This is a genomic window from Sporichthyaceae bacterium, assembly GCA_036493475.1.
Taxonomy (GTDB): domain Bacteria; phylum Actinomycetota; class Actinomycetes; order Sporichthyales; family Sporichthyaceae; genus DASQPJ01.
This window is the reverse complement of record DASXPS010000145.1, coordinates 1-21358: the sequence shown is the minus strand read 5'-3', so window position 1 is coordinate 21358 and position 21358 is coordinate 1. Positions and strand designations below refer to the sequence as shown.

The 21358-nt window shown below is 69.1% G+C and carries 21 protein-coding genes; 12 read left to right on the top strand and 9 right to left on the bottom strand.

All coding sequences use genetic code 11. From position 1 onward, the window contains the following. The 3 genes from VGJ14_14935 to icmF form a co-directional block, all read right to left on the bottom strand. On the bottom strand, positions 1-154 hold a 154-nt coding region (locus VGJ14_14935), incomplete at its 3' end, for an acyl-CoA dehydrogenase family protein (GenBank protein HEY2833723.1). Positions 155-166: 12 nt separating this feature from the next. Continuing rightward, positions 167-1033: a 3-hydroxybutyryl-CoA dehydrogenase gene (locus VGJ14_14930; protein HEY2833722.1), complete on the bottom strand. Its 867-nt coding sequence runs from the start codon at positions 1031-1033 to the stop codon at positions 167-169. Between the two features lie 111 nt (positions 1034-1144). Further along, a complete protein-coding gene (gene icmF, locus VGJ14_14925) occupies positions 1145-4405 on the bottom strand; it encodes a fused isobutyryl-CoA mutase/GTPase IcmF (GenBank protein HEY2833721.1) in 3261 nt (1086 codons plus the stop codon). 60 nt (positions 4406-4465) lie between these two features. Between icmF and VGJ14_14920 the strand changes: the two genes are divergently transcribed. After that, positions 4466-5005 (top strand): MarR family transcriptional regulator, encoded by a 540-nt coding sequence (locus tag VGJ14_14920; protein HEY2833720.1) that lies wholly within the window; start codon positions 4466-4468, stop codon positions 5003-5005. Positions 5006-5082: 77 nt separating this feature from the next. Here the strand turns inward: VGJ14_14920 and VGJ14_14915 are convergent, their stop codons facing one another. Beyond that, a complete protein-coding gene (locus VGJ14_14915) occupies positions 5083-5280 on the bottom strand; it encodes a hypothetical protein (protein HEY2833719.1) in 198 nt (65 codons plus the stop codon). Next, entirely contained in the window at positions 5267-6592 is a 1326-nt protein-coding gene (locus tag VGJ14_14910; GenBank protein HEY2833718.1) for a PspC domain-containing protein, read from the bottom strand. Before VGJ14_14910 ends, VGJ14_14915 begins: the two co-directional genes overlap by 14 nt. A gap of 129 nt (positions 6593-6721) precedes the next feature. Between VGJ14_14910 and VGJ14_14905 the strand changes: the two genes are divergently transcribed. From VGJ14_14905 to VGJ14_14895, 3 genes are read left to right on the top strand one after another with little or no spacing between them, the layout of a single operon-like run. Continuing rightward, the gene (locus VGJ14_14905) at positions 6722-7966 is read left to right on the top strand and encodes a PspC domain-containing protein (protein HEY2833717.1); all 1245 of its coding nucleotides are present in this window, start codon (positions 6722-6724) and stop codon (positions 7964-7966) included. After that, positions 7963-8634, top strand: a complete 672-nt coding sequence (locus VGJ14_14900; GenBank protein ID HEY2833716.1) for a response regulator transcription factor — start codon at positions 7963-7965, stop codon at positions 8632-8634. The genes VGJ14_14905 and VGJ14_14900 overlap by 4 nt, the downstream gene beginning before the upstream one ends. A 41-nt stretch (positions 8635-8675) precedes the next feature. Beyond that, a complete protein-coding gene (locus VGJ14_14895; GenBank protein HEY2833715.1) occupies positions 8676-10481 on the top strand; it encodes an NAD(P)/FAD-dependent oxidoreductase in 1806 nt (601 codons plus the stop codon). Positions 10482-10488: 7 nt separating this feature from the next. On the opposite strand, the gene VGJ14_14890 is transcribed toward VGJ14_14895, so the two are convergent. Continuing rightward, positions 10489-11649 (bottom strand): pyridoxal phosphate-dependent aminotransferase, encoded by a 1161-nt coding sequence (locus VGJ14_14890; protein HEY2833714.1) that lies wholly within the window; start codon positions 11647-11649, stop codon positions 10489-10491. A gap of 149 nt (positions 11650-11798) precedes the next feature. Between VGJ14_14890 and VGJ14_14885 the strand changes: the two genes are divergently transcribed. From VGJ14_14885 to mscL, 6 genes are all read left to right on the top strand, one after another. After that, positions 11799-13457: an NAD(P)/FAD-dependent oxidoreductase gene (locus VGJ14_14885; protein ID HEY2833713.1), complete on the top strand. Its 1659-nt coding sequence runs from the start codon at positions 11799-11801 to the stop codon at positions 13455-13457. Next, positions 13454-14512, top strand: a complete 1059-nt coding sequence (locus VGJ14_14880; protein ID HEY2833712.1) for an alpha/beta fold hydrolase — start codon at positions 13454-13456, stop codon at positions 14510-14512. Before VGJ14_14885 ends, VGJ14_14880 begins: the two co-directional genes overlap by 4 nt. A 14-nt stretch (positions 14513-14526) precedes the next feature. Then, positions 14527-15639, top strand: coding sequence for an NDMA-dependent alcohol dehydrogenase (locus VGJ14_14875; GenBank protein ID HEY2833711.1), 1113 nt, complete (start codon positions 14527-14529; stop codon positions 15637-15639). A gap of 68 nt (positions 15640-15707) precedes the next feature. After that, entirely contained in the window at positions 15708-16583 is an 876-nt protein-coding gene (locus VGJ14_14870) for a MoxR family ATPase (GenBank protein ID HEY2833710.1), read from the top strand. 92 nt (positions 16584-16675) lie between these two features. After that, a complete protein-coding gene (locus VGJ14_14865; protein ID HEY2833709.1) occupies positions 16676-17536 on the top strand; it encodes a vWA domain-containing protein in 861 nt (286 codons plus the stop codon). A gap of 59 nt (positions 17537-17595) precedes the next feature. Continuing rightward, complete coding sequence (gene mscL / locus VGJ14_14860; protein HEY2833708.1) at positions 17596-18072, top strand: large conductance mechanosensitive channel protein MscL; 477 nt, start codon at positions 17596-17598, stop codon at positions 18070-18072. 1 nt (position 18073) lies between these two features. Here the strand turns inward: mscL and VGJ14_14855 are convergent, their stop codons facing one another. Beyond that, positions 18074-18460: a hypothetical protein gene (locus VGJ14_14855; GenBank protein ID HEY2833707.1), complete on the bottom strand. Its 387-nt coding sequence runs from the start codon at positions 18458-18460 to the stop codon at positions 18074-18076. Between the two features lie 66 nt (positions 18461-18526). Here VGJ14_14855 and VGJ14_14850 point away from each other — a divergent pair, with 66 nt between their 5' ends. Then, a complete protein-coding gene (locus VGJ14_14850) occupies positions 18527-19702 on the top strand; it encodes an FUSC family protein (protein HEY2833706.1) in 1176 nt (391 codons plus the stop codon). Between the two features lie 7 nt (positions 19703-19709). On the opposite strand, the gene VGJ14_14845 is transcribed toward VGJ14_14850, so the two are convergent. Then, a complete protein-coding gene (locus VGJ14_14845) occupies positions 19710-20759 on the bottom strand; it encodes a hypothetical protein (GenBank protein ID HEY2833705.1) in 1050 nt (349 codons plus the stop codon). Positions 20760-20885: 126 nt separating this feature from the next. On the opposite strand from VGJ14_14845, the gene VGJ14_14840 reads away from it, so the two are divergent. After that, on the top strand, positions 20886-21032 hold the full coding sequence (locus VGJ14_14840) for a hypothetical protein (protein ID HEY2833704.1): 147 nt from the start codon (positions 20886-20888) through the stop codon (positions 21030-21032). A 7-nt stretch (positions 21033-21039) separates the two neighbouring features. Here the strand turns inward: VGJ14_14840 and VGJ14_14835 are convergent. Next, a partial coding sequence (locus tag VGJ14_14835; protein ID HEY2833703.1) for a response regulator occupies positions 21040-21358 on the bottom strand: 319 nt, incomplete at its 5' end.

The following is a 21358-nucleotide window of genomic DNA, read 5'->3' as shown; positions in this document are numbered from 1 at the left end:
GCGCCTCCTTGGGGAAGCGGCCCTGGTCGTCGACGTCGTGCGCATGCGGGGCGATCTGCTCCTCGGCGAGATCGCGGATCGAGGCCCGCAGGTCCTCGTAGTCCTTCGGCAGCGTGCAGGCGTCGAAGTCCTTGTTGCCCTTGTATCCGGCCACGGCGCGTACCCCTTACTTCGTCTCGTAGGTATGGAAGCCACGGCCGCTCTTCTTGCCGAGCAGGCCCGCGTCGACCATGCGCAGCAGCAGTGGCGGCGCGAAGTACAGCGGCTCCTTGAACTCCTCGTACATGGAGTTCGCGATTGCCTTGATGGTGTCCAGGCCGATCAGGTCGGCCAGGGCCAGCGGCCCCATCGGGTGGGCGCAGCCCAGCACCATGCCGTGATCGATGTCCTTGGCCGAGGCGAACCCGGAGTCCATCATCCGGATCGCGGAGAGGATGTAGGGGATCAGCAGGGCGTTGACGATGAAGCCGGCCCGGTCCTGGGAGCGGATGACGGTCTTGCCCAACGTGCCGGTTGCGAAGTCGGCGGCGCGGGCGACCGTTTCCGGACCGGTCAGCAGTGAGGTGACCAACTCGACCAGCGGAAGCACCGGCACCGGGTTGAAGAAGTGAATGCCGACCACGTTCTCCGGGCGACTGGTGGCCATGCCCAGCTTCATGATCGGGATCGAGGAGGTGTTCGAGGCCAGAATCGCGTCGGGGCTCTGCACCACCTTGTCCAACGCGGTGAAGATGTCGACCTTGAGCGATTCAATCTCCGCGACGGCCTCGACGGTGAGATCCACCATGGCGAACTCGCCGAGGTCGGGGGTGAAGGTCAGTCGGGCCATCGCCGCATCGCGCGCCTCGGCGGTGAGCTTGCCGCGCTCCAGTGCCCGGTCGAAGGATTTGGTGACCCGCTTGCGACCGGCGGTCAGCGCGTCCGGGCCGGCCTCGGTAATCAGTACGTCCAGGCCGGCTCGGGCACAGACCTCGGCGATGCCCGAGCCCATCAGGCCACAGCCGATCACGCCGACTCGCTGGATCTCACTCACCGGCACATCCTTTTCGCGTGTGGGCCGAGTTTGGCGCAGGCCGGACTCTACTGACCAGTAGCCCGATTCGTCTTGTTGGAAGGCCACTACCGCGTGCCCGGGAACTGTGGTTCAGACGTTGCGGCGGTACTGGCCGCCGACATCGAAGAAGGCTTCGGTGATCTGGCCCAGCGAGCACACCCGCGCGGCGTCCATCAGCACCGCGAACACGTTCTCCCCGGCCATCGCGGCCTGCTGCAGCCGCTGGATGGCGGCGTCGGCGTCGGTGGAGTGCCGGGTCTGGAACTCGTCCAGCCGGCGCAGTTGGGACTGCTTCTCCTCCTCGGTGCCGCGGGCCAGCTCCAGCTTCTGCATCTGGGGCTCGGCGTTTGGGTTGAGGAAGGTGTTCACGCCGATGATGGGCAGCTGACCGTCGTGCTTGCGGTGCTCGTAAAGCATCGACTCGTCCTGAATCCTGCCCCGCTGATAGCCGGTCTCCATGGCGCCCAGCACCCCGCCCCGTTCGGCGATGCGCTCGAACTCCAGCAGCACGGCCTCCTCGACGAGGTCGGTGAGCTGCTCGATGATGAACGCTCCCTGCAGCGGGTTCTCGTTGTTGGATAGTCCCCATTCCTTATTGATGATCAGCTGGATGGCCATGGCCCGGCGCACCGACTCCGCCGAGGGCGTGGTGACCGCCTCGTCGTAGGCGTTGGTGTGCAGCGAGTTGCAGTTGTCGTAGAGCGCGATCAACGCCTGCAGCGTGGTGCGGATGTCGTTGAAGTCCATCTCCTGCGCGTGCAGCGACCGTCCCGAGGTCTGCACGTGGTACTTCAGCGCCTGCGAACGGTCCGACGCCCCGTACTTGTCGCGCATGGCCACGGCCCAGATGCGTCGGGCCACCCGGCCGATCACCGAGTACTCCGGGTCCATGCCGTTGGAGAAGAAGAACGACAGGTTCGGCGCGAAGTCGTCGATGTTCATGCCGCGGGCCAGATAGCTCTCCACGTAGGTGAACCCGTTGGACAGCGTGAACGCCAGCTGCGAGATGGGGTTCGCCCCGGCCTCGGCAATGTGGTAGCCGGAGATGGAGACGGAGTAGAAGTTGCGCACCTGGTTCTGGATGAACCACTCCTGAATGTCGCCCATCATCTTCAGCGAAAACTCGGTGGAGAACAGGCAGGTGTTCTGGCCCTGGTCCTCCTTGAGGATGTCGGCCTGCACGGTGCCACGGACGTTGGCGAGGACCCACGCGCGATTGGCGGCGGCCTCCTCCTCGGTCGGCTCGCGGCCGAGTTCGATGGCGAGCTTCGCGCGCTCGGAATCGATCGCGGTGTTGAGGAAGAACGCCAGGATCGTGGGTGCCGGGCCGTTGATGGTCATGGACACCGAGGTGGTCGGCGAGCACAGGTCGAAGCCGTCGTAAAGCGCTTCCATGTCGTCCAGCGTCGCAATCGACACCCCGGAGGTGCCGACCTTGCCGTAGATGTCCGGGCGCAGGTCGGGGTCGCGGCCGTACAGGGTCACCGAGTCGAACGCGGTGGACAGTCGGGTGGCCGGGTTGCCCGCCGAGAGCAGGTGGAAGCGGCGGTTGGTGCGGAACGGGTCGCCCTCGCCGGCGAACATTCGCGCCGGGTCCTCGCCCTCCCGCTTGAACGGGAAAACCCCTGCGGTGTAAGGGAAAAAGCCCGGCAGATTCTCCGCGCGCAGGAACCGCAGCACCTCGCCCTGGTCTTCGTAGCGGGGCAGTGCGACCCGCGGGATCTTGGTGCCGGACAGCGATTCGCGCCACAACGGCATGCGCAGTTCCCGGTCGCGGATCTTCACCACGTGCTCCTCGGCGGAGTACGCGGCGACAGTGTTCGGCCAGTCCGCCAGCGCGACCGCGCTCGACTTGGACAGCCGACCGGTGGCCTCGCCGGCCAGCTCGTCGAGCAGCGCGGTGTCCCCACCGCGCTCGGCGACCAACGCCGCCGCGGCCTGTACGTGCTGGGCCTCCCGAGCCGCGGCCGCCTCGACCGCGGTGTCGTGGTGGTAGTCGCGGACCGTCTCCGCGATCTCCGCCAGGTAGCGCACCCGGTTCGGCGGGATGATCGTCTTCAGCGCGCTGGACGCACGCACGTCCACCTGCGGCAGCACACCCGGCGTCAGGTGCGCGCCGTGCTCGGTGAGCAGGTCGCGCAGCGCCTGGTACAGCGCGGTGACACCGTCGTCGTTGAACCGGGCGGCGCTGGTGCCGTACACCGGCATGGTTTCCCAGTTCCCGCTGAACGACTCCCGGTTGCGAGCGATCTGACGAGCCACGTCACGACGGGCGTCCTCAGCGCCGCGACGCTCGAACTTGTTGATCGCGACGAGGTCGGCGTAGTCGAGCATGTCGATCTTCTCGAGCTGGCTGGCCGCGCCGAATTCCGGCGTCATCACGTACAGCGAGACGTCCACGAACGGCACGATCGCGGCGTCGCCCTGGCCGATGCCGGGCGTCTCGACGATCACCAGGTCGTGGCCGGCCGCCTTGCACGCGCCGATGATGTCGGTGAGGTTGTCCGGCACCTCCTGGCCGGCGCCACGGGTGGCCAGGGAACGGAAGTAAACCGGTTGGCCGCCGCCGTGGCCCTCGATGCCGTTCATCCGGATGCGGTCGCCGAGCAACGCCCCGCCGCCCTTGCGCCGGGTGGGGTCGATGGCCAGCACCGCGATGCGCAGCTTGTCCTGCTGGTCCAGGCGCAGCCGGCGGACCAGTTCATCGGTCAGTGAGGACTTGCCGGAGCCGCCGGTGCCGGTAATGCCGAGCACCGGCACCGTGCGGTCGCCGGTGGCAGCCGCGATGCGCGCGCGGGCGGAGGAGTCGAGCCGGCCCGCTTCGAGCAGGGTGATGGTGCGGGCCAATGCGGTTTGCTCACCGGCGATCAGTGCCTCGGCGGTGGTGTCGTTGGGCAGTTCGACGTCGCACGCCTCGATCATCTGGTTGACCATGCGGGCCAGTCCGTAGCGTTGGCCGTCCTCGGGGGAGAAGATGCGCACCCCGCGGGAGGCGAGCAGCTCGATCTCGTCGGCCACGATCACGCCGCCGCCGCCACCGAACACCTTGATGTGCGCGGCACCGCGTTGGGCGAGTAGCTCGACCAGGTAGGAGAAGTACTCGACGTGCCCGCCCTGGTAAGAGGAGATCGCGATGCCCTGCACGTCCTCCTGGATGGCCGCGGTGACCACCTCGTCGACCGAGCGGTTGTGCCCGAGGTGAATCACCTCCGCGCCCTGCGATTGCAGGATCCGGCGCATGATGTTGATCGAGGCGTCGTGCCCGTCGAACAGGCTGGCCGCGGTGACGAAGCGGACCGGACGGCTCGGCGAATGCAGTGCCTGCTGATCGACAGCCTGTTGGGTGGACATGGGGAACGACTCCTTCTACAGGTTCCGTGCCGTGGCGGTCGCGGCCGATACGGTGGCGAGATGGCCCGCCTGCCGTTCGACCCCATCGCCGAGGCACATCGGCGGTGGCAGGAGAACTGGCCCGAACAGGCCGACCGGATGGCTGCGGTCACCTCGGTGATGCGGGTCCAGCAGATGCTGCTCGGGGAGATCGAGAAGGTGTTGCGGCCCTTCGGGCTGACCTTCGCCAGCTTCGAGGCGTTGCGCCTGCTGGCCTTCACCCGTCATGGCGAACTGCCCATGGGCAAGATCGGTGAGCGGTTGATGGTGCACCCGGCCTCGGTGACGAACACCGTGGACCGACTCGAGGCCCGTGGATTGGTGCGCCGGCGTCCGGCTGCGGAGGACCGCCGGCGCATCCTCGCGGAGATCACCCGCGAGGGTCGAACGTTGGTCGATTCCGCCACCGAGGCGCTGAACGAGGCGGACTTCGCGCTGGGCGGCATCGACGACCGGACCGTAGCCGAGGTCACCGCGCTGCTGCGCGTGGTGCGGCTGGCCGGTGATGACTTCGATGCGGCGGTGCACGACCCCTGGACCTCGACGGTGGACCGAAAATAGTTTGGCGTCCAAATAATTGTGCAGCAGATGTGCGAAATTCACAAGTCCGGGCGCGGCGGAGGAGCGGCGGTAGGCCGCTACCGGGAATGACGATCCCGGCCGCGGTGCAACGAGGCGGCCAGGCCCGCCGCGCCGGCGCCGAGCAGTACGATCGCGAAACCCAGGTGCACGGCGGCTCGACTGGCATCGGTGGCGAGCACGCCGAGCATGGCGACGACGCCGAGGAACAACAGGCCGAACAGCAGCGAGATCGGGTCGGTGTCATGCCGTCGCATGCGGTGCCTCCGTCGAGGTGGTGGTGTCCGGGGTGGCGGGCACCTGCGGCGCGGTCGGTTCGGCCCGCCGGACCTCGACATGGCCGACGCCCTGACGGATCGTCAGGTCCAGCATGCCGCCGCCGGGCCCGTCGGGGCCCTCGTCGCGCACGGTGCGGGACAGGTCGATCCCACCATCCTGGGCGTCGAAGGTCTCGTACTGGCCGGCGTTGAGCTTGACGTGCACGGTGACGTCGGTCGTGGCCGGCACGGTGACGATGAGCTCGCCGGCGCCGAGGTGGACCGTGCTGCGCGCGTCCTGCCCGGTCAGGTCCAGTCGGCTCAGGTCGAGGCGCACCTCGCCCCCGCGGAAGTCGTAAGTCGGGAGTAGCTCGCCCGCGGTGGCCGGGGCGATGGTGCGCGTGCCGTGCACGAAGCCGCCGTGAAACGCCTCTGCGAAGGCCGTCGGCGGCAGGGCCAGCGCACCCAGCAGGCCCAGCGCGATCAGTCCGCGGGCCCGGCCGTACCAGGTACCGATCAGCAGGCCGAGTCCGGCGCCGGCGACGACCGTGGCCGGGTAGGCGGGAAGCGGTACGTCGCCGCCGAGCGCGTCGACCGCTGCCAGCGCGCCGAGGGCGAGCAGCACTACGAAGAAGGTGCTCGCACCGAGGCGGGACCGTGGTCGGGGCGCGCGCGGGGCCGCCGGAACCGGCGGCGGCACGGACACGGTGGGTGGCACCGGCGCAGGGGGCAGCGTCGGCGTGGTCAGGTTCCACGCTGCCGTCTCCTCCGCCGGTGCCACCGACGCGGGCGGTTGTGGCGCACGCCACTGGTCGCCGCCGCGGACACGCTTGCGGGCGTAGAGCACCGCGCCGACCACGAGGAGCGCGACCACCGGGTGCCAGGGTCCGGAGTGGCGGCCGAGTACCGCGTGCAGGCTGATCCCGCCCGCGATGATCAGCAGACCGGCCAGCAACCAGGTGGCTCGGTTTCCGCCGATGCGTCTGCCGAGGGCGCGTTGGGCCAGACTCTGCTCGTCGTCGCCGTCCGGCATGAGCAACCAGCCCGCGACGTAAACGACGATCCCGGCGCCGCCGAAGAAACTGAGCACCACGACCGCGACGCGCAGCACAATCGGATCGATCCCGAGGGTGCGGGCCACCCCGCCGCACACACCGGCGAGCATGCGGTCCTCGCGGCTGCGTCGGTAGTGGGTGGGGGGCGGGCCGGGCTGCGCGGTCGCAGTCGTGATACTGCCGCCGGCGGGAGTCGAACCGCCGGCGGTGGCGTCGGCGGGAGTCGAACCACCGGCGTCGGGCGGAAGATCGGTCACGACCTCAGGATGCGGCGTAGAACGCGGTCCGGGCATCGGTGATCGACCCTGACCCGACCCTGAGTCCCGTCTGCTCGATCCGGGGCGTCCCCGATGGGCATCGGGGTGCGGACGTGTGAGCATCAGGGCATGGCCACCGACTCCCCGCGCTACCGCCGGCGGCGTGAGGGCCGCCTGGCGGCCGGGGTCGCCGGTGGGTTGGCCGACCACCTCGGGCTGGATCCGCTGAAGGTGCGCATCGGCTTCGCGGTGCTCGCCGGGTTCGGCGGCTTCGGGGCGGTGCTCTACGGCGCGTACTGGATGTTCGTCCCTCAGGCCGGGGCGCCGGACACCCGGACCCCCGCGGGTTTGCGGGCGGCCACCCGGCTGGGACTGCGGTCGATGCCCGCGCGGCGGTTCGAGGAGCAGCAACCCGGCCAGATGATCGCCCTGCTCGCGCTTGCCCTCGGGGCGGTGCTGCTCGGGCAGCACGCCGGGCTCGGGGTGCCGGGGATCCTGCTGTGGCCGGCGCTGGCGGTCGGCGCCGGGCTCGCGGTGCTGTGGCGGCAGGCCGATGAGGCCGACCTGGCGCGGGCCGGCGCCGGGCCATCCCTCGGCCCCAGCCGGGCCCGGCAGGTCTTCGGCGCGGCCCGGTTCATCGGCGGTGCCGCGCTGGTAGGTCTGGGGCTGGCATCGTTCCTGCTGTTCTCCCCGGACGCGGCGTCCGCGGCGCGGGGGCTCAGCGGTGGAGCGGTGGTGGTGGTCGGGGCGGCGCTGATCGCGGGGCCGTGGCTGTTGCGGATCTGGCAGTCGCTGTCGGCCGAGCGGGCAGAACGGATCCGCTCGCAAGCCCACGCGGACCTGGCCGCGCACCTGCACGATTCGGTGCTGCAGACCCTCGCCCTGATCCAGCGTCAGGCGCACGACCCGCGAGCGGTGATCCGGTTGGCCCGCGGGCAGGAACGCGACCTGCGCACCTTCCTCTATGCCGAGCAGAGCGGCCCCGATGGCGAGGAGTCGGTGTCCGCCGCGCTGCGTAGGGCCGGGGCCGAGGTCGAGGAGTCGGCGGGGGTGCCGGTGGAGGTGGTGACGGTCGGCGACGGGCCCTTGGACGAGGTCCGTGGAGCCCTGGTGGCGGCTGCCCGCGAGGCGATGGTCAACGCCGCCAAACACGCCGGTACCCCGCGGGTCGACGTCTACGCGGAGGTCGATGCAGCGGGGGTGAGCGTGTTCGTCCGGGACCGCGGTGTCGGATTCGATCCGGCGGAGGTGCCCGTGGACCGCGCGGGCATCCGCAACTCGATCGTTGGGCGGATGGTGCGCCACGGCGGCCGGGCCGAGGTGCGTTCCACGCCGGGTACGGGCACCGAGGTGGAGCTGAGGTTGCCGGGATGAGCGAGCGCGTGCTGCGGGTGGTCGTCGTCGATGACCACCGCCTGTTCCGCAGCGGGGTCCGGGCCGAACTCGATGCGGCCGCCGACGGTTCGGTGCACGTGGTGGCCGAGGCTGCCGACGTCGCCGAAGCGGTGGCTGCGGTCCGGTCGCATTCGCCCGACGTGGTGCTGCTCGACGTGCACTTGCCCGGCGGCGGTGGGGTCGCTGTGCTGCGCGAGGTGTTGGGCACCGGCAGCGCGTCGCGCTTTCTCGCCCTCTCGGTGTCCGACGCGGCCGAAGACGTGATCGGGGTGATCCGCGCCGGCGCCCGTGGTTACGTCACCAAGACCATCACCGGGGCCGAACTGGCTGACGCGATCCGCCGGATCGCAGACGGGGACGCGGTCTTCTCCCAACGACTGGCCGGCTTCGTGCTCGACGCCTTCACCGGGCCGGGCGCGCCCGGAGGCCCGGCGCCGGTGGTCGATCCGGAGCTGGATCTGCTCTCCGCGCGGGAGCAGGAAGTGCTACGGCTGATCGCCCGCGGCTACACCTACAGGGAAGTGGCGAAGGCGCTGTTCATATCGGTGAAGACGGTGGAGACGCACGTCTCGGCGGTGCTGCGCAAACTGCAGCTGTCCAACCGGCACGAGCTGAGCCGCTGGGCCTCGGACCGTCGCCTGATCTGAGGGGGTTGTCTCCGGAGCTGTCGCGGGTGTGGGCTGGGCTCATGACCCAAACCCTCGAGATCACCGCCGCCACCGCGCGGGCGCAGGCTTGGCTGGACGACTTCCAGGCGTATTGCGATGCCCGCGACCCCGAGGCGATCGCCGCACTGTTCGCGCCGCAGTGCTTCTGGCGCGATCTGGTCGCGTTCAGTTGGAACATCGTCACGGTGGAGAACCGGGACGGAGTGGCGGACCTCGCCCAGCAGTGCCTGACGCACACGGCGCCCGGCGGGTTGCGGGTCACCGAGCCTGCCGACGAGGCCGACGGCGTGATCACCGCATGGTTCGCCTTCGAGACCGCGGTGGGCCGAGGGACGGGTCAGCTGCGGCTGACCGACGCCGGGGCGTTCACACTGCTCACCACCCTGGATGAGCTCAAGGGGCACGAGGAGGCCAAGGGCGCAGAGCGGCCCAAAGGGGTGCAGCATGGTCTGGACCGGGACCGAATCACCTGGCGGGAGCGCCGCGAGCGGGACCGGGTGGAGTTGGGCTACACCCAGCAGCCCTACGTGCTGGTGATCGGGGGCGGTCAGGGCGGCATCGCGCTCGGCGCCCGGCTGCGGCAGCTGGATGTCCCGACGATCGTCATCGACAGGCAGTCCCGACCGGGTGACCAGTGGCGCAACCGGTATGCCTCGCTGTGCCTGCACGACCCGGTTTGGTACGACCACCTGCCGTATCTGAAGTTCCCGGCGAACTGGCCGGTGTTCTCACCCAAGGACAAGATCGCGGACTGGCTCGAGGCCTACACCTCGATGATGGAGATCAACTACTGGACCAACACCGAGGCACGCTCCGCCCGCTACGACGAGGCCACCGGGGAGTGGACGGTCGAGGTCGTCCGTGACGGCCAACCGGTGACGTTGCGGCCGAAGCAACTGGTGCTGGCCACCGGGATGTCCGGGCGGCCGAACATCCCGGAGGTTCCCGGCGCCGAGCGATTCCGCGGCGACCTGCACCACTCCTCGAAGCACCCCGGCCCGGAGGCGTACAAGGGCAAGCGGGCCGTGGTCATCGGGTCCAACAACTCAGCCTTCGACATCTGCGCCGCGCTGTGGGAGCGCGGCGCGGCCTCGGTGACGATGGTGCAGCGTTCCTCGACGCACATCGTGAAGTCGGACTCGCTGATGGCGACCATCGGCCCGCTTTACTCCGAGGAGGCGGTGGCCGCCGGGATGACCACGGAGAAGGCCGATCTGACCTTCGCCTCGATCCCCTATCGGATCCTGCACACGTTCCAGATCCCCGCGTACGACGCGATTCGCGAGCAGGACGCCGAGTACTACGCCGCGCTGGAGAAGGCCGGCTTCGACCTGGACTTCGGCGATGACGACTCCGGGCTGTTCATGAAATACCTGCGCCGCGGATCGGGCTACTACATCGATGTGGGCGCCGCCGAGTTGGTCGCGAACGGCGATGTCACGCTGGTGCGGGGTCAGATCACCGAGCTGACCGAGGACGAGGTGGTGCTGGACAGCGGCACCCGGCTACCCGCCGATGTGGTCGTGCTGGCCACCGGCTACGGGAACATGAACGGCTGGGCCGAGGAGCTCATCTCCGCGGAGGCGGCCGAGAAGGTCGGCAAGATCTGGGGCCTGGGCTCGGACACCACCAAGGACCCCGGCCCGTGGGAGGGTGAGCAGCGCAACATGTGGAAGCCAACGCAGCAGGATGCGCTGTGGTTCCACGGCGGCAACCTGGCCCAGTCGCGCCACTACTCCCAGTTCCTCGCACTACAGCTCAAGGCCCGGCAGGTGGGGATTCCCACACCCGTCTACGGGCTGGGCACGGTGCACCACCTGCGCTGACGCCGACTTAGCCGAACGCCGCGGCCAGCCGTTCGATGGCCGCGGCGAGGACCTCCGCGCGTTTGCAGAAGGCCCACCGGACCAGGGGTGCGCCCGCCGCCTTGTCGTCGTAGAACACCCCGGTCGGGATGGCCACCACGCCGGCGCGGCCGGGCAGATCGCGGCAGAACGCGATGCCGTCGGAATAGCCGAGCGGTCGCACGTCGGTGGTCAAAAAATAGGTGCCGGCCGGTACGAACACGCCCAGGCCCAGCTCGGCCAGGCCCGCGGCCAGTTGGTCGCGGCGTTCGCGTAGACCCTCGCGCAGCCGCGTGAAATACGAGTCGGGCAGGGCCAGGGCCTCGGCGATTGCGGGTTGAAACGGTGCACCGGACACGTAGGTAAGGAATTGCTTGGCCCCGCGAACCGCGGCCAGCAAATCCGGCGGCGCGCAGGCCCAGCCGATTTTCCAGCCGGTGAAGGAGAAGGTCTTGCCGGCCGATGAGATCCGCACGGTCCGCTGCCGCATACCCGGCAGGGACGCGATCGAGGTATGCACGCCGTCGAAGACCAGGTGCTCGTAGACCTCATCGGCGATCACCACCAGGTCGTGCTCCAGGCACAGGTCGGCGATGCCCTGCAGTTCGGTCGTGTTGAGCACGGCGCCGGTCGGATTGTGCGGGGTGTTCAGCAGAATCGCCCTGGTGCGCCGGGTGACCGCGTCGCGCAGTCGGTCGAGATCCAGCCGGAAGTCCGGCGGGCGCAGCGTGACCGGCACCCGCACCCCACCGGCCATGGCGATATTCGCGGCGTAGGAGTCGTAGTACGGCTCCAACGCGATGACCTCGTCGCCCGGTTCGACCAGGCCGAGCACCGCGGCGGCGATCGCCTCGGTGGCACCGGTGGTGACCAGCACCTCGGTGTCCGGGTCATAGCGCAAACCGTGAAAGCGCCTGTCGTGGGCGGCGATCGCGGCCCGCAGCGCCGGAATGCCCGGCCCGGGCGGGTACTGGTTCACGCCGCCGCGCAATGCGGTCACGGCCGCCTCGATGATCTCCGGTGGACCGTCGGTGTCCGGGAAACCCTGGCCGAGATTGATCGATGCGGTGGCCACCGCCAGCGCCGACATCTCGGCGAAGATCGTGGTGCCCAGGCCGTCCAATCGGCTCGCGGCGCGCGCTCTGCCCATGGCGGCGGAGATTAGTCCACCGGGCCAACGCTCTTCCGCCGCATTGGTCCGATCCGCCTGTAGCCGACGTCACTTCCGCGCGGCAGGATGTGAGACCTGCCGGCCCAGCACGAACCCTCCTCGACGACGCGGATTGGGAGACGCAGCCAATGGCAATTTCGCACGGCCAGGACCCGGTGATCATCGACGTCGACGCGGTGGTGATCGGAGCCGGCTTCTCCGGGCTCTACATGCTCTATCACCTGCGCGAGGACCTGGGCCTGCGGGCGCGGGTCTACGAGGCCGCCGGGGGCGTCGGCGGTACCTGGTACTGGAACCGTTACCCGGGCGCCCGCTGCGATTCGGAGAGCTGGACCTACTGCTACTCCTTCGACAAGGAGCTGGCCCGGGAGTTTGCGTTCACCGAGCGCTACCCGCGGCAACCGGAAATCCTGCGCTACCTCGAGATGGTGGCCGACAAGCACGATCTGCGTCGGGACATCCAGTTCAACAGCAAGGTCGAGAGCGCCACCTTCGAGGAGGACAGTGACACCTGGGTGGTGCGGACGGCCGCCGGTGAGAGCGTGCGCTGCCGGTTCCTGATCGGCGCGGTCGGCTCACTGTCGGCGACCAACACCCCACCGTTCCCCGGCGTGGGTAGCTTCTCCGGCGCCGAGTACCACACCGGCAGCTGGCCGCACGAGCCCGTCGACTTCACCGGCAAGCGGGTCGCGGTCATCGGCACCGGGGCCTCGGCGGTGCAGGCCATCCCGCTGATCGCAAAGCAGGCCAACGAGCTGACGGTGTTCCAGCGCACCGCGAACTATGTGATCCCGGCCCGGCACCACCCGCTGACCCCGGAGTTCATCGAGCAGCGCAAGGCGGTGGCCCTCGAGGAACGGCCGATCCTCGAGCAGTCGTTCTTCGGTTTCAACTACGAGTTCACACCCAAGGACCTGCTGGAGTCCACGCCGGAGGAGATCAAGGCCGAACTGGACAAGCGCTGGGAGCACGGCGGTTTCTGGATCTGGCTGGGTGCCTACATCGACCCGTTCTTCTACCCCGAGGCCAATCAGGTGATGGCCGAGTACATGCACGAGCGCATCCGGGAGCGGGTCAACGACGCGGAGACCGCGGAGAAGCTGACCCCCAAGGGCTATCCCTTCGGCGTCAAGCGGATTCCGCTGGACTCCGGCTACCTGGAGACGTTCAACGAATCGCACGTGCATCTCGTGGAGATCAAGGAGAACCCGGTCGCGCAGATCACGCCGCGCGCTGTGCAGTTGGCCGACGGCAGCGAGTACGAGGTGGACGTGATCGTCTACGCCACCGGGTTCGACGCGATGACCGGGCCGGTCCGACGCATCGACGTGCGCGGCCGGGGCGGGATCTCGCTGCGGGACAAGTGGCAGGACGGCCCGCACACCTATCTGGGATTGATGAGCGCCGGCTTCCCGAACTTCTTCACGATCACCGGCCCGCAGAGCCCGTCCGTGCTGTCCAACATGCCCATCTCCATCGAGCAGCACGTGCAGTACATCGGGCGCATCATCAACGACATGGCGGCGCGCGCGGCGCGCACCATCGAGCCGACCGCGCAGGCCGAGGTGGCCTGGGGCGAGCACTGCGCGGAAGTCGTCGCGCCCACCCTGTTCGAGCAGGCGGATACCTGGTACATGGGGGCGAACATCCCCGGCAAGCCGCGGGTTTTCATGCCGTACCTCGGCTTCGTCGGCCCCTACCGACAACGGTGTGACGAGATCGCGGAGAAGGACTACGAGGGCTTCGTGTTCGACGGAGCCGACACGAAGGAAGGTGTCGGGGTATGAGCGAGAACCCGTACTACTCACCGGAGTTCCACGGCGAGTACCAGGTCACCAGCATCGGCCGGCTGGAACTCGAGGACGGTGGGGTGATCCCGGACTGCCGACTGGCGTACGCCACCTGGGGCGAGCTGAACGCCGCCAAGGACAACGCAATCCTGATCACCACCTACTACTCGGGCACCCACCAGGTGTGGCGTGACGTCTACATCGGTGAGGGCCACGCGCTGGACCCGAGCAAGTACTTCATCGTCGCGGTCGACCAGATCGGCAGCGGGCTGTCCGTCTCCCCGCACAACGCCGAGGGCGCGAACGCCGACATCGCTGCGTCCAGCTTCCCGCGGGTGCGCATCGGCGATGACGTGGTGGCGCAGGAACGGCTGCTGCGCGAGCACCTCGGGGTGCAGACGCTGGCCCTGGTCACCGGCGCGTCCATGGGTGCGCAGCAGACCTACGAATGGGCGGTGCGTTTCGGCGACAGGGTCAAGCGGGCCGCACCGATCGCGGGCACCGCCCGGGTCACCCCGCACTGCGAGATCTTCACCAATCAGGTGATCGACTCGATGATCTCCGACCCGAACTTCTCCGGCGGGGAGTACAAGTCGCACTCCGAGCTCACCGAGGCGGTCAAGCACCAGGCCCTGGTCTGGGCGGTCATGGGCTTCTCCACCGAGTTCTGGAAGCAGGAGGTGTGGCGGGCCGTCGGCATGGAGAACAAGGAGCAGTTCCTGGCCTTCCTGGAGGGCTACTTCACGCCGATGGACGTCAACAACCTGTTGGTCCAGGCGCGCAAGTGGCAGGGTGGCGACGTGGCCCGGCACACCGGCGGTGACCTCGCCGCGGCGCTCGGTCGGATTACCGCGAAGACCTATGTCCTGCCCATCAGTGAGGACATGTTCTTCCCGGTGCGAGACTGCGCGGCGGAGCAAGCGCTGATCCCCGGCAGTGAACTGCGCCCGGTGGCTGACATCATCGGCCACTTCGCGGTGCTCGGGCTCAACCCCAGCTACATGCAACAGATCGACCAGCACCTCGGCGAACTGCTCGCCCTCGACGCATAAGGAGAGATCCGCCCATGAAGACCAAGGCCGCAGTCGTCTACGAGCCCGGCAAGCCGATCGAGATCGAGGAGCTGGACCTCGACGGTCCCAAGGAAGGCGAGGTACTGATCCGCTACACCCACGCCGGGTTGTGCCACTCCGACATTCACGTCGCGCACGGTGACCTGCCGTGCCGCACGCCGATGGTGCTGGGCCACGAGGGCGCCGGGATCATCGAGGAAGTCGGACCGGGCGTCAGCCGGGTCAAGGCCGGGGACAAGGTCGTCTGTTCGTTCATCCCCAACTGCGGGCACTGCCGCTGGTGCGCCACCGGGCGTCAGTCCATCTGCGACATGGGCGCGACGATCCTCGAGGGTTACCTGCCCGGCGAGCGCTTCCCGATGACCGGCCCGCAGGGCGACTACGGGAACATGTGCATGATCGGCACGTTCAGCCAGTACAACGTCATCCACCAGAACTCCGCGGTGAAGGTTGACGACGACATCCCGTTGGACAAAGCCGTGCTGGTCGGTTGCGGCGTGCCGACCGGGTGGGGTTCCGCGGTCAACACCGCTGACGTCCAGCCCGGTGAGACGATCCTGGTGGTCGGCGTCGGCGGCATCGGCATCAACGCGGTGCAGGGCGCCCGGTACGCCGGGGCCAAGAACCTGATCGCGGTCGACCCGCTGGAGAACAAGCGGGAGAAGGCCCTCGAGCTCGGGGCCACCCACGCGGTAGCCACCTCGGAGGAGGCCATGGAGCTGGCCATGGAGCTGACCCGCGGTGTCGGTGCGGACAAGGCGATCATCACTACCGACCTGGTGACGGAGCCTCAGGTCACCACCTCGTTCCACACCGTCAGCAAGGGCGGCACCGTCGTCATCACCGGGCTGAACCGGCTGGAGCTGAACAACATTCAGCTGCCGTCCGCGCTGATGACCCTGTTCCGCAAGACTGTGAAGGGCTCCCTGTTCGGCGACTGCAACCCGACGACGGACATCCCGAAGATTCTCGGGCTGTACCAGAGCGGGGACCTCAAGCTCGACGAGATCATCACCCGCACGTACAAGCTGGAAGAGGTCAACGAGGGCTACGACGACCTGCTGGCCGGCAAGAACGTCCGCGGCGTCATGGTGCACGAGCACTGAATTCGTCCGCAGCCGGGTGTGATCCTTCGGGATCACACCCGGCGTGGTTTCCATGGAGGTAGTGAGGGTTGAGCACGGAGAGAGTCGTCGGGCGGGCGCGTGAGGTTGAGTTGTTGGTTGCCGCGCTGGACTGCGGTGCGCACGTGCTGTTGGAGGGTCCGCCGGGCACCGGTAAGACCACGCTGCTGCGGGCGGTGGCCGCCGAGTCGCGCACCTCATTCGTGTTCGTGGAGGGCAATGCCGAGCTGACCCCGGCCCGATTGGTCGGGCACTTCGACCCGGCGCAGGTACTGGAACGCGGTTACGGTCCCGCCACGTTCGTGGACGGCCCGTTGGCCGAGGCACTGCGCTCCGGTGCCCTGCTTTATGTCGAAGAGGCCAACCGGATCCCCGAGGAAACCCTCAACGTGCTCGTCACCGTGATGAGCGAGGGGGAGCTGCACATACCGCGTTTGGGCCGGATCGTGGCCGCGGACAGCTTCCGGTTGGTCGCCGCGATGAACCCGTTCGACTCGGTGGGTACCGCGCGCATCGCCTCGGCGATCTACGACCGGGTGTGCCGGATCGCGATGGGCTATCAGGACGCGGCCGACGAAATCGCGATCGTGGAACTACGCGCGCCGAAGGTGCCCGAGGGGTGGCGCTCGAAGGTGGTCGAACTGACCCGGCGCACCCGCGAGCACCCGGACATCCGCATCGGGTCCTCGGTGCGTGGGGCCATCGACATGACCCGCCTGGCGGCCGCTCTGGGCGCCCGCCGGGATCGTTCGGTGACCGACTGGCGGGTGGGCCTGGATGCGTCGTTGGTGGCGTTGTCCGGGCGGATCCGGTTGCGCGAGGCGGGCACCAAGGACGCTGAGACGGTGATCACCGAGTTGTACACCATGATCTTCGGCCGCGGCGACAAGCCGCCGGGGGACGGTGATGCCTCGGGGGGAGCGTGAGCCCGTCGTCACCGACGGGCCTGCCCGAACCGAATACCGGGGGCGGCCGGAAACGCCCGACGCCGGGTGACCGCCAGGCGCCGCGTAACCAGTTGGCCAACCGACCGCGCTTCGCCGAGATCTCCCCGGAGGTCGGCGTACTGGACCAGGACGCGTTCAGCAAGGCGTTGGAGGAGGACCCGGAGCAGGCGTTGAGCCTGCTCGCTGAGATGTCCGGGGCCACCGACGAGTCGCTGCGGGCCGCCGCGCGGGCGTTGGCGGCTCGGGTGAGCCTGGATCGCGCGCGGGCCGGCACCCCGCGTCGCCGCGGCATCGGCAAGATGCGCTCGGTGGCGGGCGGTCTCGAGGGCGACCTGGATCTGGACGCTTCACTGCCCGCAATCGCCGAGGCCCGGGCGACCGGAAATGCTTTGTCCGCCGACAATCTGACGGTGCGGCAGTGGTCGAAGCCGACGTTGGCACTGTGCCTGCTGATCGACGCATCCGGGTCGATGGGTGGAGCCCGGTTGGCTGCGGCGGCGCTCACCGCGGCGGCCTGTGCGTGGCGGGCACCTGGAGAGCACGCCGTGCTGTCCTTCGCCCGGGACGTGAAGGTGCTGCGCCCGTTGGACTCCAGCCGTAGCGCGGACCTGCTGGTGGACGACATCCTGCGGTTGCGCGGTCACGGCGTCACCGGGTTGGCCGCCGCGCTGCGTGGGGCCAGCGAACAACTGGCGGGCAGTCGCGCCGCGCGCCGGGTCGTCGTATTGCTGTCCGACTGCCGAGCCACCGATGACAACGACCCGCTACCGGCTGCCTGCGCGGTGCCCGAACTGCTGATCCTGGCCCCGGCCGACGACTACAAGCAGGCCGCTGACCTGGCCAACCGCTGCGGTGGCCGGTGGGCGGCAATGGCGGGTGCGGCGGACGCACCGGCGGCGCTGTTGGGCTTGTTGGAGGCCCCTGCGGGCTGATCTTGACGTACCGACATGCTTGGGGCGACACGGTGTCGTCGAGGATGAGGAGATCGCCGATGTCCGGTTTCCGCAAGTTCTTGCTGCGCGGCAACCTGATCGACCTGGCAGTGGCAGTGGTGATCGGCGCGGCGTTCAGCGCGGTGATCACTGCGCTGGTCAAGGACCTGGTCACCCCGCTGATCGCAGCCATCGGCGGTAAGCCCGACTTCTCCAAGCAGAACTTCAAGGTCCACCATTCGGTGTTCCTCTACGGCGATTTCCTCAACGCGATGATCGCGTTTGTGTTGGTCGCCGCGGTGCTCTACTTCTTTGTGATCAAACCGTTCAGCAGGTTGCTGGAGCACTTCCAGCCGACCCCGCAGGAGCCCGCCGCAGTGCGGGACTGCCCGCACTGCGCCTCTGCGGTGCCCATCAAGGCGGCCGTCTGCGCCTTCTGCACCCGCGATCTGCCGGAAGTGGTGATCGAGGAACCCGACCCGCCTGCCGAGACGCCGGGCGCGAGCGATCAGCGGGGGAGCCGACACGCCCGTTAGCTCACCGGGTTGGGAACAGGGCCTCGCGCAGCGCGCCGGGATCGGCGACGGTGACGGTCAGGCCGGGATGGCGGAGCAGGCCGCCGGGCAACAGAGCGGATACCGGTTCGATGAAGCTCACGCACAGGCCTGCCCGCGCGTTGCTGCCGAACGTGGCGCCGTGGTCGGCGAAGGACAGCCGGGTGCCCACCGCGCGGTACCACCGGTAGGGCCCGCTGATCTCCGCGTCGAGGATGTTCCACCGCGGGGTACGCAGCCGCCAGGGCCCGAACCGGGCGTCGAACTCGTCGGCGGTCACGGTCACCCGGGCTGTCTGCGGCAACACCCCGACCAGGGCCAGTGGGGCGCGGAACCGGGTATCGAAGCCAAACTCGAAGACCTGCTGCATGCCCACTGCCTCCCCGCGGCCGCGACAAGGAATCATGGCCGCGGACAGGCTACGGAGGACAGACGGGTGGTCGATCGGCGGGACGTCACCGGGCCGCTGCCCCGGGTACCCCGCGACGCAGCGGAAATCCGCCGCCGGGGGGAGGCACTGCTCGACGAGGTCGCCGCGCGTTCCCGCGCGGACCTAAGGGCGCGGCTGATGCGACTGCGCACGGCGGCGCCGTTGATCGGTCAGGCCGCGGTGGCTGCCGGGCTGGCCTGGTGGCTGGCCAACCGGATCGGGGCGGGCAGCGGGCCGCCGTTCTTCGCACCGGTGGCCGCGGTGGTGTCCATCGGCACGGCGCTGGGGCAGCGGTTGCGGCGCACGGTGGAACTGGTCATCGGGGTGTCGCTCGGGGTCGGCATGGGCGATCTACTGATCCGCGGCATCGGCGATGGCACCGCGCAACTGATGCTCGTTGTTGTGCTGGCCATGGCGGCTGCCGTGGTGCTGGACGGCGGTCAGCTGATGGTGATGCAGGCCGCGACGTCCAGCGTGCTGGTCGCGGTGCTGGTGCCGACCAACCAGGGATTGGCGGGCCTGGACCGCTGCGCGAACGCGATGATCGGCGGAGTGGTCGGCATGGCCGTCGGTCTGTTGTTGCTGCCGTTGAACCCGTTGACGTTGGCCCGGCGGACCACGCTGCCGGTCACCACCGGGATGGCCGACGGGTTGGACGCGGTGGCTGCCGCGCTGCGGACCGCGGACTACGAGGCCGCGCGGAGCGCGCTCAGTGCGCTGCGCGGGATGAACGCCAAGGTGGCCGCGATGACCAACGCGGTGGCCACCAGCGAGGAGATCGCCCGAGTGGCGCCGGTCCGCTGGCGGTCCCGCGACCGGTTCGGCAGCTACGCGGCCGCCGCCCCACAACTGGACTACGCCCAGCGCAACGCCCGGGTGCTGGCCCGGCGGGCCACCGTGCTGCTGCGTGCCCGCCACCTCTGCCCGCCCGCGCTGATCGAGGCCATCGCCGGGCTGGCCGAGGCGACGCGATCCCTGGGGGAGGAACTCGGCAGCGGCAACGACCCGCGGATCAGTCGGCGGCTGCTGCTGGAGGCCTACGCTGCCGGTCGCGGCTCGCTGGGTCCGGACAGCCCGCAGACCGTGGTGGTGGTCATCGCAGAGCTGCGCGCGGTCATTTATGACCTGCTGCGCGCCACCGGGCTGAACCGGGTCGACGCGCTGGCGCTGTTGGACGCCTGATGCTGCGTCACCAGGGATAGGCGCCCAGCGTCTTCCAGTGCGTGCGGTTCGCGGATTCCGCGTCGTACAGGCTCGCGCCCACGGCCCCGGCGCGCTTGGCCGCGTCCAGGAACCGCCAGATCTCCTTGCCGCTGGGCAGCCCGTGCCGACCGCCCTCCGGTCCCATGTCGTAGGCCTGGCCGATTACGTGCACCGGGCGCAGCTTGGACAGAATCCGGACCGAGTCCGCGGCCAGTTCCCCCGGCTCATGGCAGGACCAATAGACCATCGGCGCGAAGGCGTCGACGTACTTGGTCTGGATCTTGTAGGTGTAGGTCGACAACTGACCCGGCGACGGACGCATCACGGTGGCGACCACCGGCAGGTCACCGGCGATGGCCCGCACCCGGGACAGGTAGACCTTCACCCGATGCCGGGTGTTGAACGTGCCCTCGTTGATGGTCTCGATGTCGGGGGAGAACGCGTCGATCTGCTCCCCGCCGAAGCGGCCCTCGATCGCGGCCCGGGCCCGCGCCACGTCGGCCATCGGGTCGGAGAAGAACGGGAAGTCCCAGGCGACCACGGCCAGGTGGGCGGCGTGCGCGACGGGCAGCAGGCGCGTCAACAGGTCCGCGCCGTACCAGCCCTGCCGGGCGCCGCCGGTGCGTACCCAGATCTGGGTCAGACCTGCTTCCTTGGCCCGGGTCACCACGTCGTTGACGTCCACGTCGCTGTGCTGCCAGGTGGTCCACCACATGCCCTTGCCCTTGATGGCGTCCAACGCGACGTGGCGCGGTGCGACCGGCAGCACATGGGGTAGGTCGCGCACCTTAACCTTCGGCTTAGGTCGCGGAGCCGCGTGCCCGCCGCCGTGGTGATGCCGGATGGGTGGCGGGGGACAGGGCTGCGGTTGCACCGGTGCGGCCGGCATTGGGTACAGCGTCGGATGCTCCGGCGCGGGCGCGGTGTGTGCGGGCGGCGCGGCATCGGCACGCACATCGGGCGCGGCTACCGCCACCCCGGCCGTCGCCAGTCCCACCACGGCCGCCAACGCTGTGGCCCCCACCACTCTCCCCATCCCCGACACGCTACGGCGCAAAGCGGTGATGTGGCGGAAGCCTCACCCACATAGGCGAATCTGCGTCACCTACCCGGGCGTTTGCCCGGCTCTTCCCGGGGAAGAAAATGTGGCGGAGGTGGCACCGTGCTGCTCATACTCGCGCTGTTGTTGTTCCTGCTCTTCGGTGGGCTTGGTTTCGTGGCGCACATTCTGTGGCTCGGCCTGGTCATCGGCGTGATCCTGGCCATTGCGCACGTGGTGAGGGGCGCCGCAACCGGCAGTTCGGTCTGACGTCGCGTCAGGGGCGGGGCAGCTTCACCACGCCGATGAAGAAGTCGTCGATCTGCCGCACCACCTCGATGAACTGGTCGAAGTCCACCGGCTTGGTCACATACGCGTTGGCGTGGCGGCGGTAGCTGGCGATGACGTCGTCGTAGGCGGCCGAGGTGGTCAGCACGACCACGGGGATCAAGGACAGTTCGGGGTCGGCCTTGATCTCGGCGAGCACCTCGCGCCCGTCCTTGCGCGGCAGGTTCAAATCCAAGAGCACGAGGTCCGGGCGATCGCCGCCGGGGGCGCGCAGGTACTCCATCGCCTCGACGCCGTCACCGACGATC

What these genes read in the sequence shown, in the direction of transcription:
- icmF (HEY2833721.1), bottom strand. Translation starts at nt 4,405, where the DNA reads ATGTCCACCCAACAGGCTGTCGATCAGCAGGCACTGCATTCGCCGAGC.
- VGJ14_14920 (HEY2833720.1), top strand. Translation starts at nt 4,466, where the DNA reads ATGGCCCGCCTGCCGTTCGACCCCATCGCCGAGGCACATCGGCGGTGG.
- VGJ14_14915 (HEY2833719.1), bottom strand. Translation starts at nt 5,280, where the DNA reads ATGCGACGGCATGACACCGACCCGATCTCGCTGCTGTTCGGCCTGTTG.
- VGJ14_14905 (HEY2833717.1), top strand. Translation starts at nt 6,722, where the DNA reads ATGGCCACCGACTCCCCGCGCTACCGCCGGCGGCGTGAGGGCCGCCTG.
- VGJ14_14900 (HEY2833716.1), top strand. Translation starts at nt 7,963, where the DNA reads ATGAGCGAGCGCGTGCTGCGGGTGGTCGTCGTCGATGACCACCGCCTG.
- VGJ14_14895 (HEY2833715.1), top strand. Translation starts at nt 8,676, where the DNA reads ATGACCCAAACCCTCGAGATCACCGCCGCCACCGCGCGGGCGCAGGCT.
- VGJ14_14890 (HEY2833714.1), bottom strand. Translation starts at nt 11,649, where the DNA reads ATGGGCAGAGCGCGCGCCGCGAGCCGATTGGACGGCCTGGGCACCACG.
- VGJ14_14885 (HEY2833713.1), top strand. Translation starts at nt 11,799, where the DNA reads ATGGCAATTTCGCACGGCCAGGACCCGGTGATCATCGACGTCGACGCG.
- VGJ14_14880 (HEY2833712.1), top strand. Translation starts at nt 13,454, where the DNA reads ATGAGCGAGAACCCGTACTACTCACCGGAGTTCCACGGCGAGTACCAG.
- VGJ14_14875 (HEY2833711.1), top strand. Translation starts at nt 14,527, where the DNA reads ATGAAGACCAAGGCCGCAGTCGTCTACGAGCCCGGCAAGCCGATCGAG.
- mscL (HEY2833708.1), top strand. Translation starts at nt 17,596, where the DNA reads ATGTCCGGTTTCCGCAAGTTCTTGCTGCGCGGCAACCTGATCGACCTG.
- VGJ14_14855 (HEY2833707.1), bottom strand. Translation starts at nt 18,460, where the DNA reads ATGCAGCAGGTCTTCGAGTTTGGCTTCGATACCCGGTTCCGCGCCCCA.
- VGJ14_14845 (HEY2833705.1), bottom strand. Translation starts at nt 20,759, where the DNA reads ATGGGGAGAGTGGTGGGGGCCACAGCGTTGGCGGCCGTGGTGGGACTG.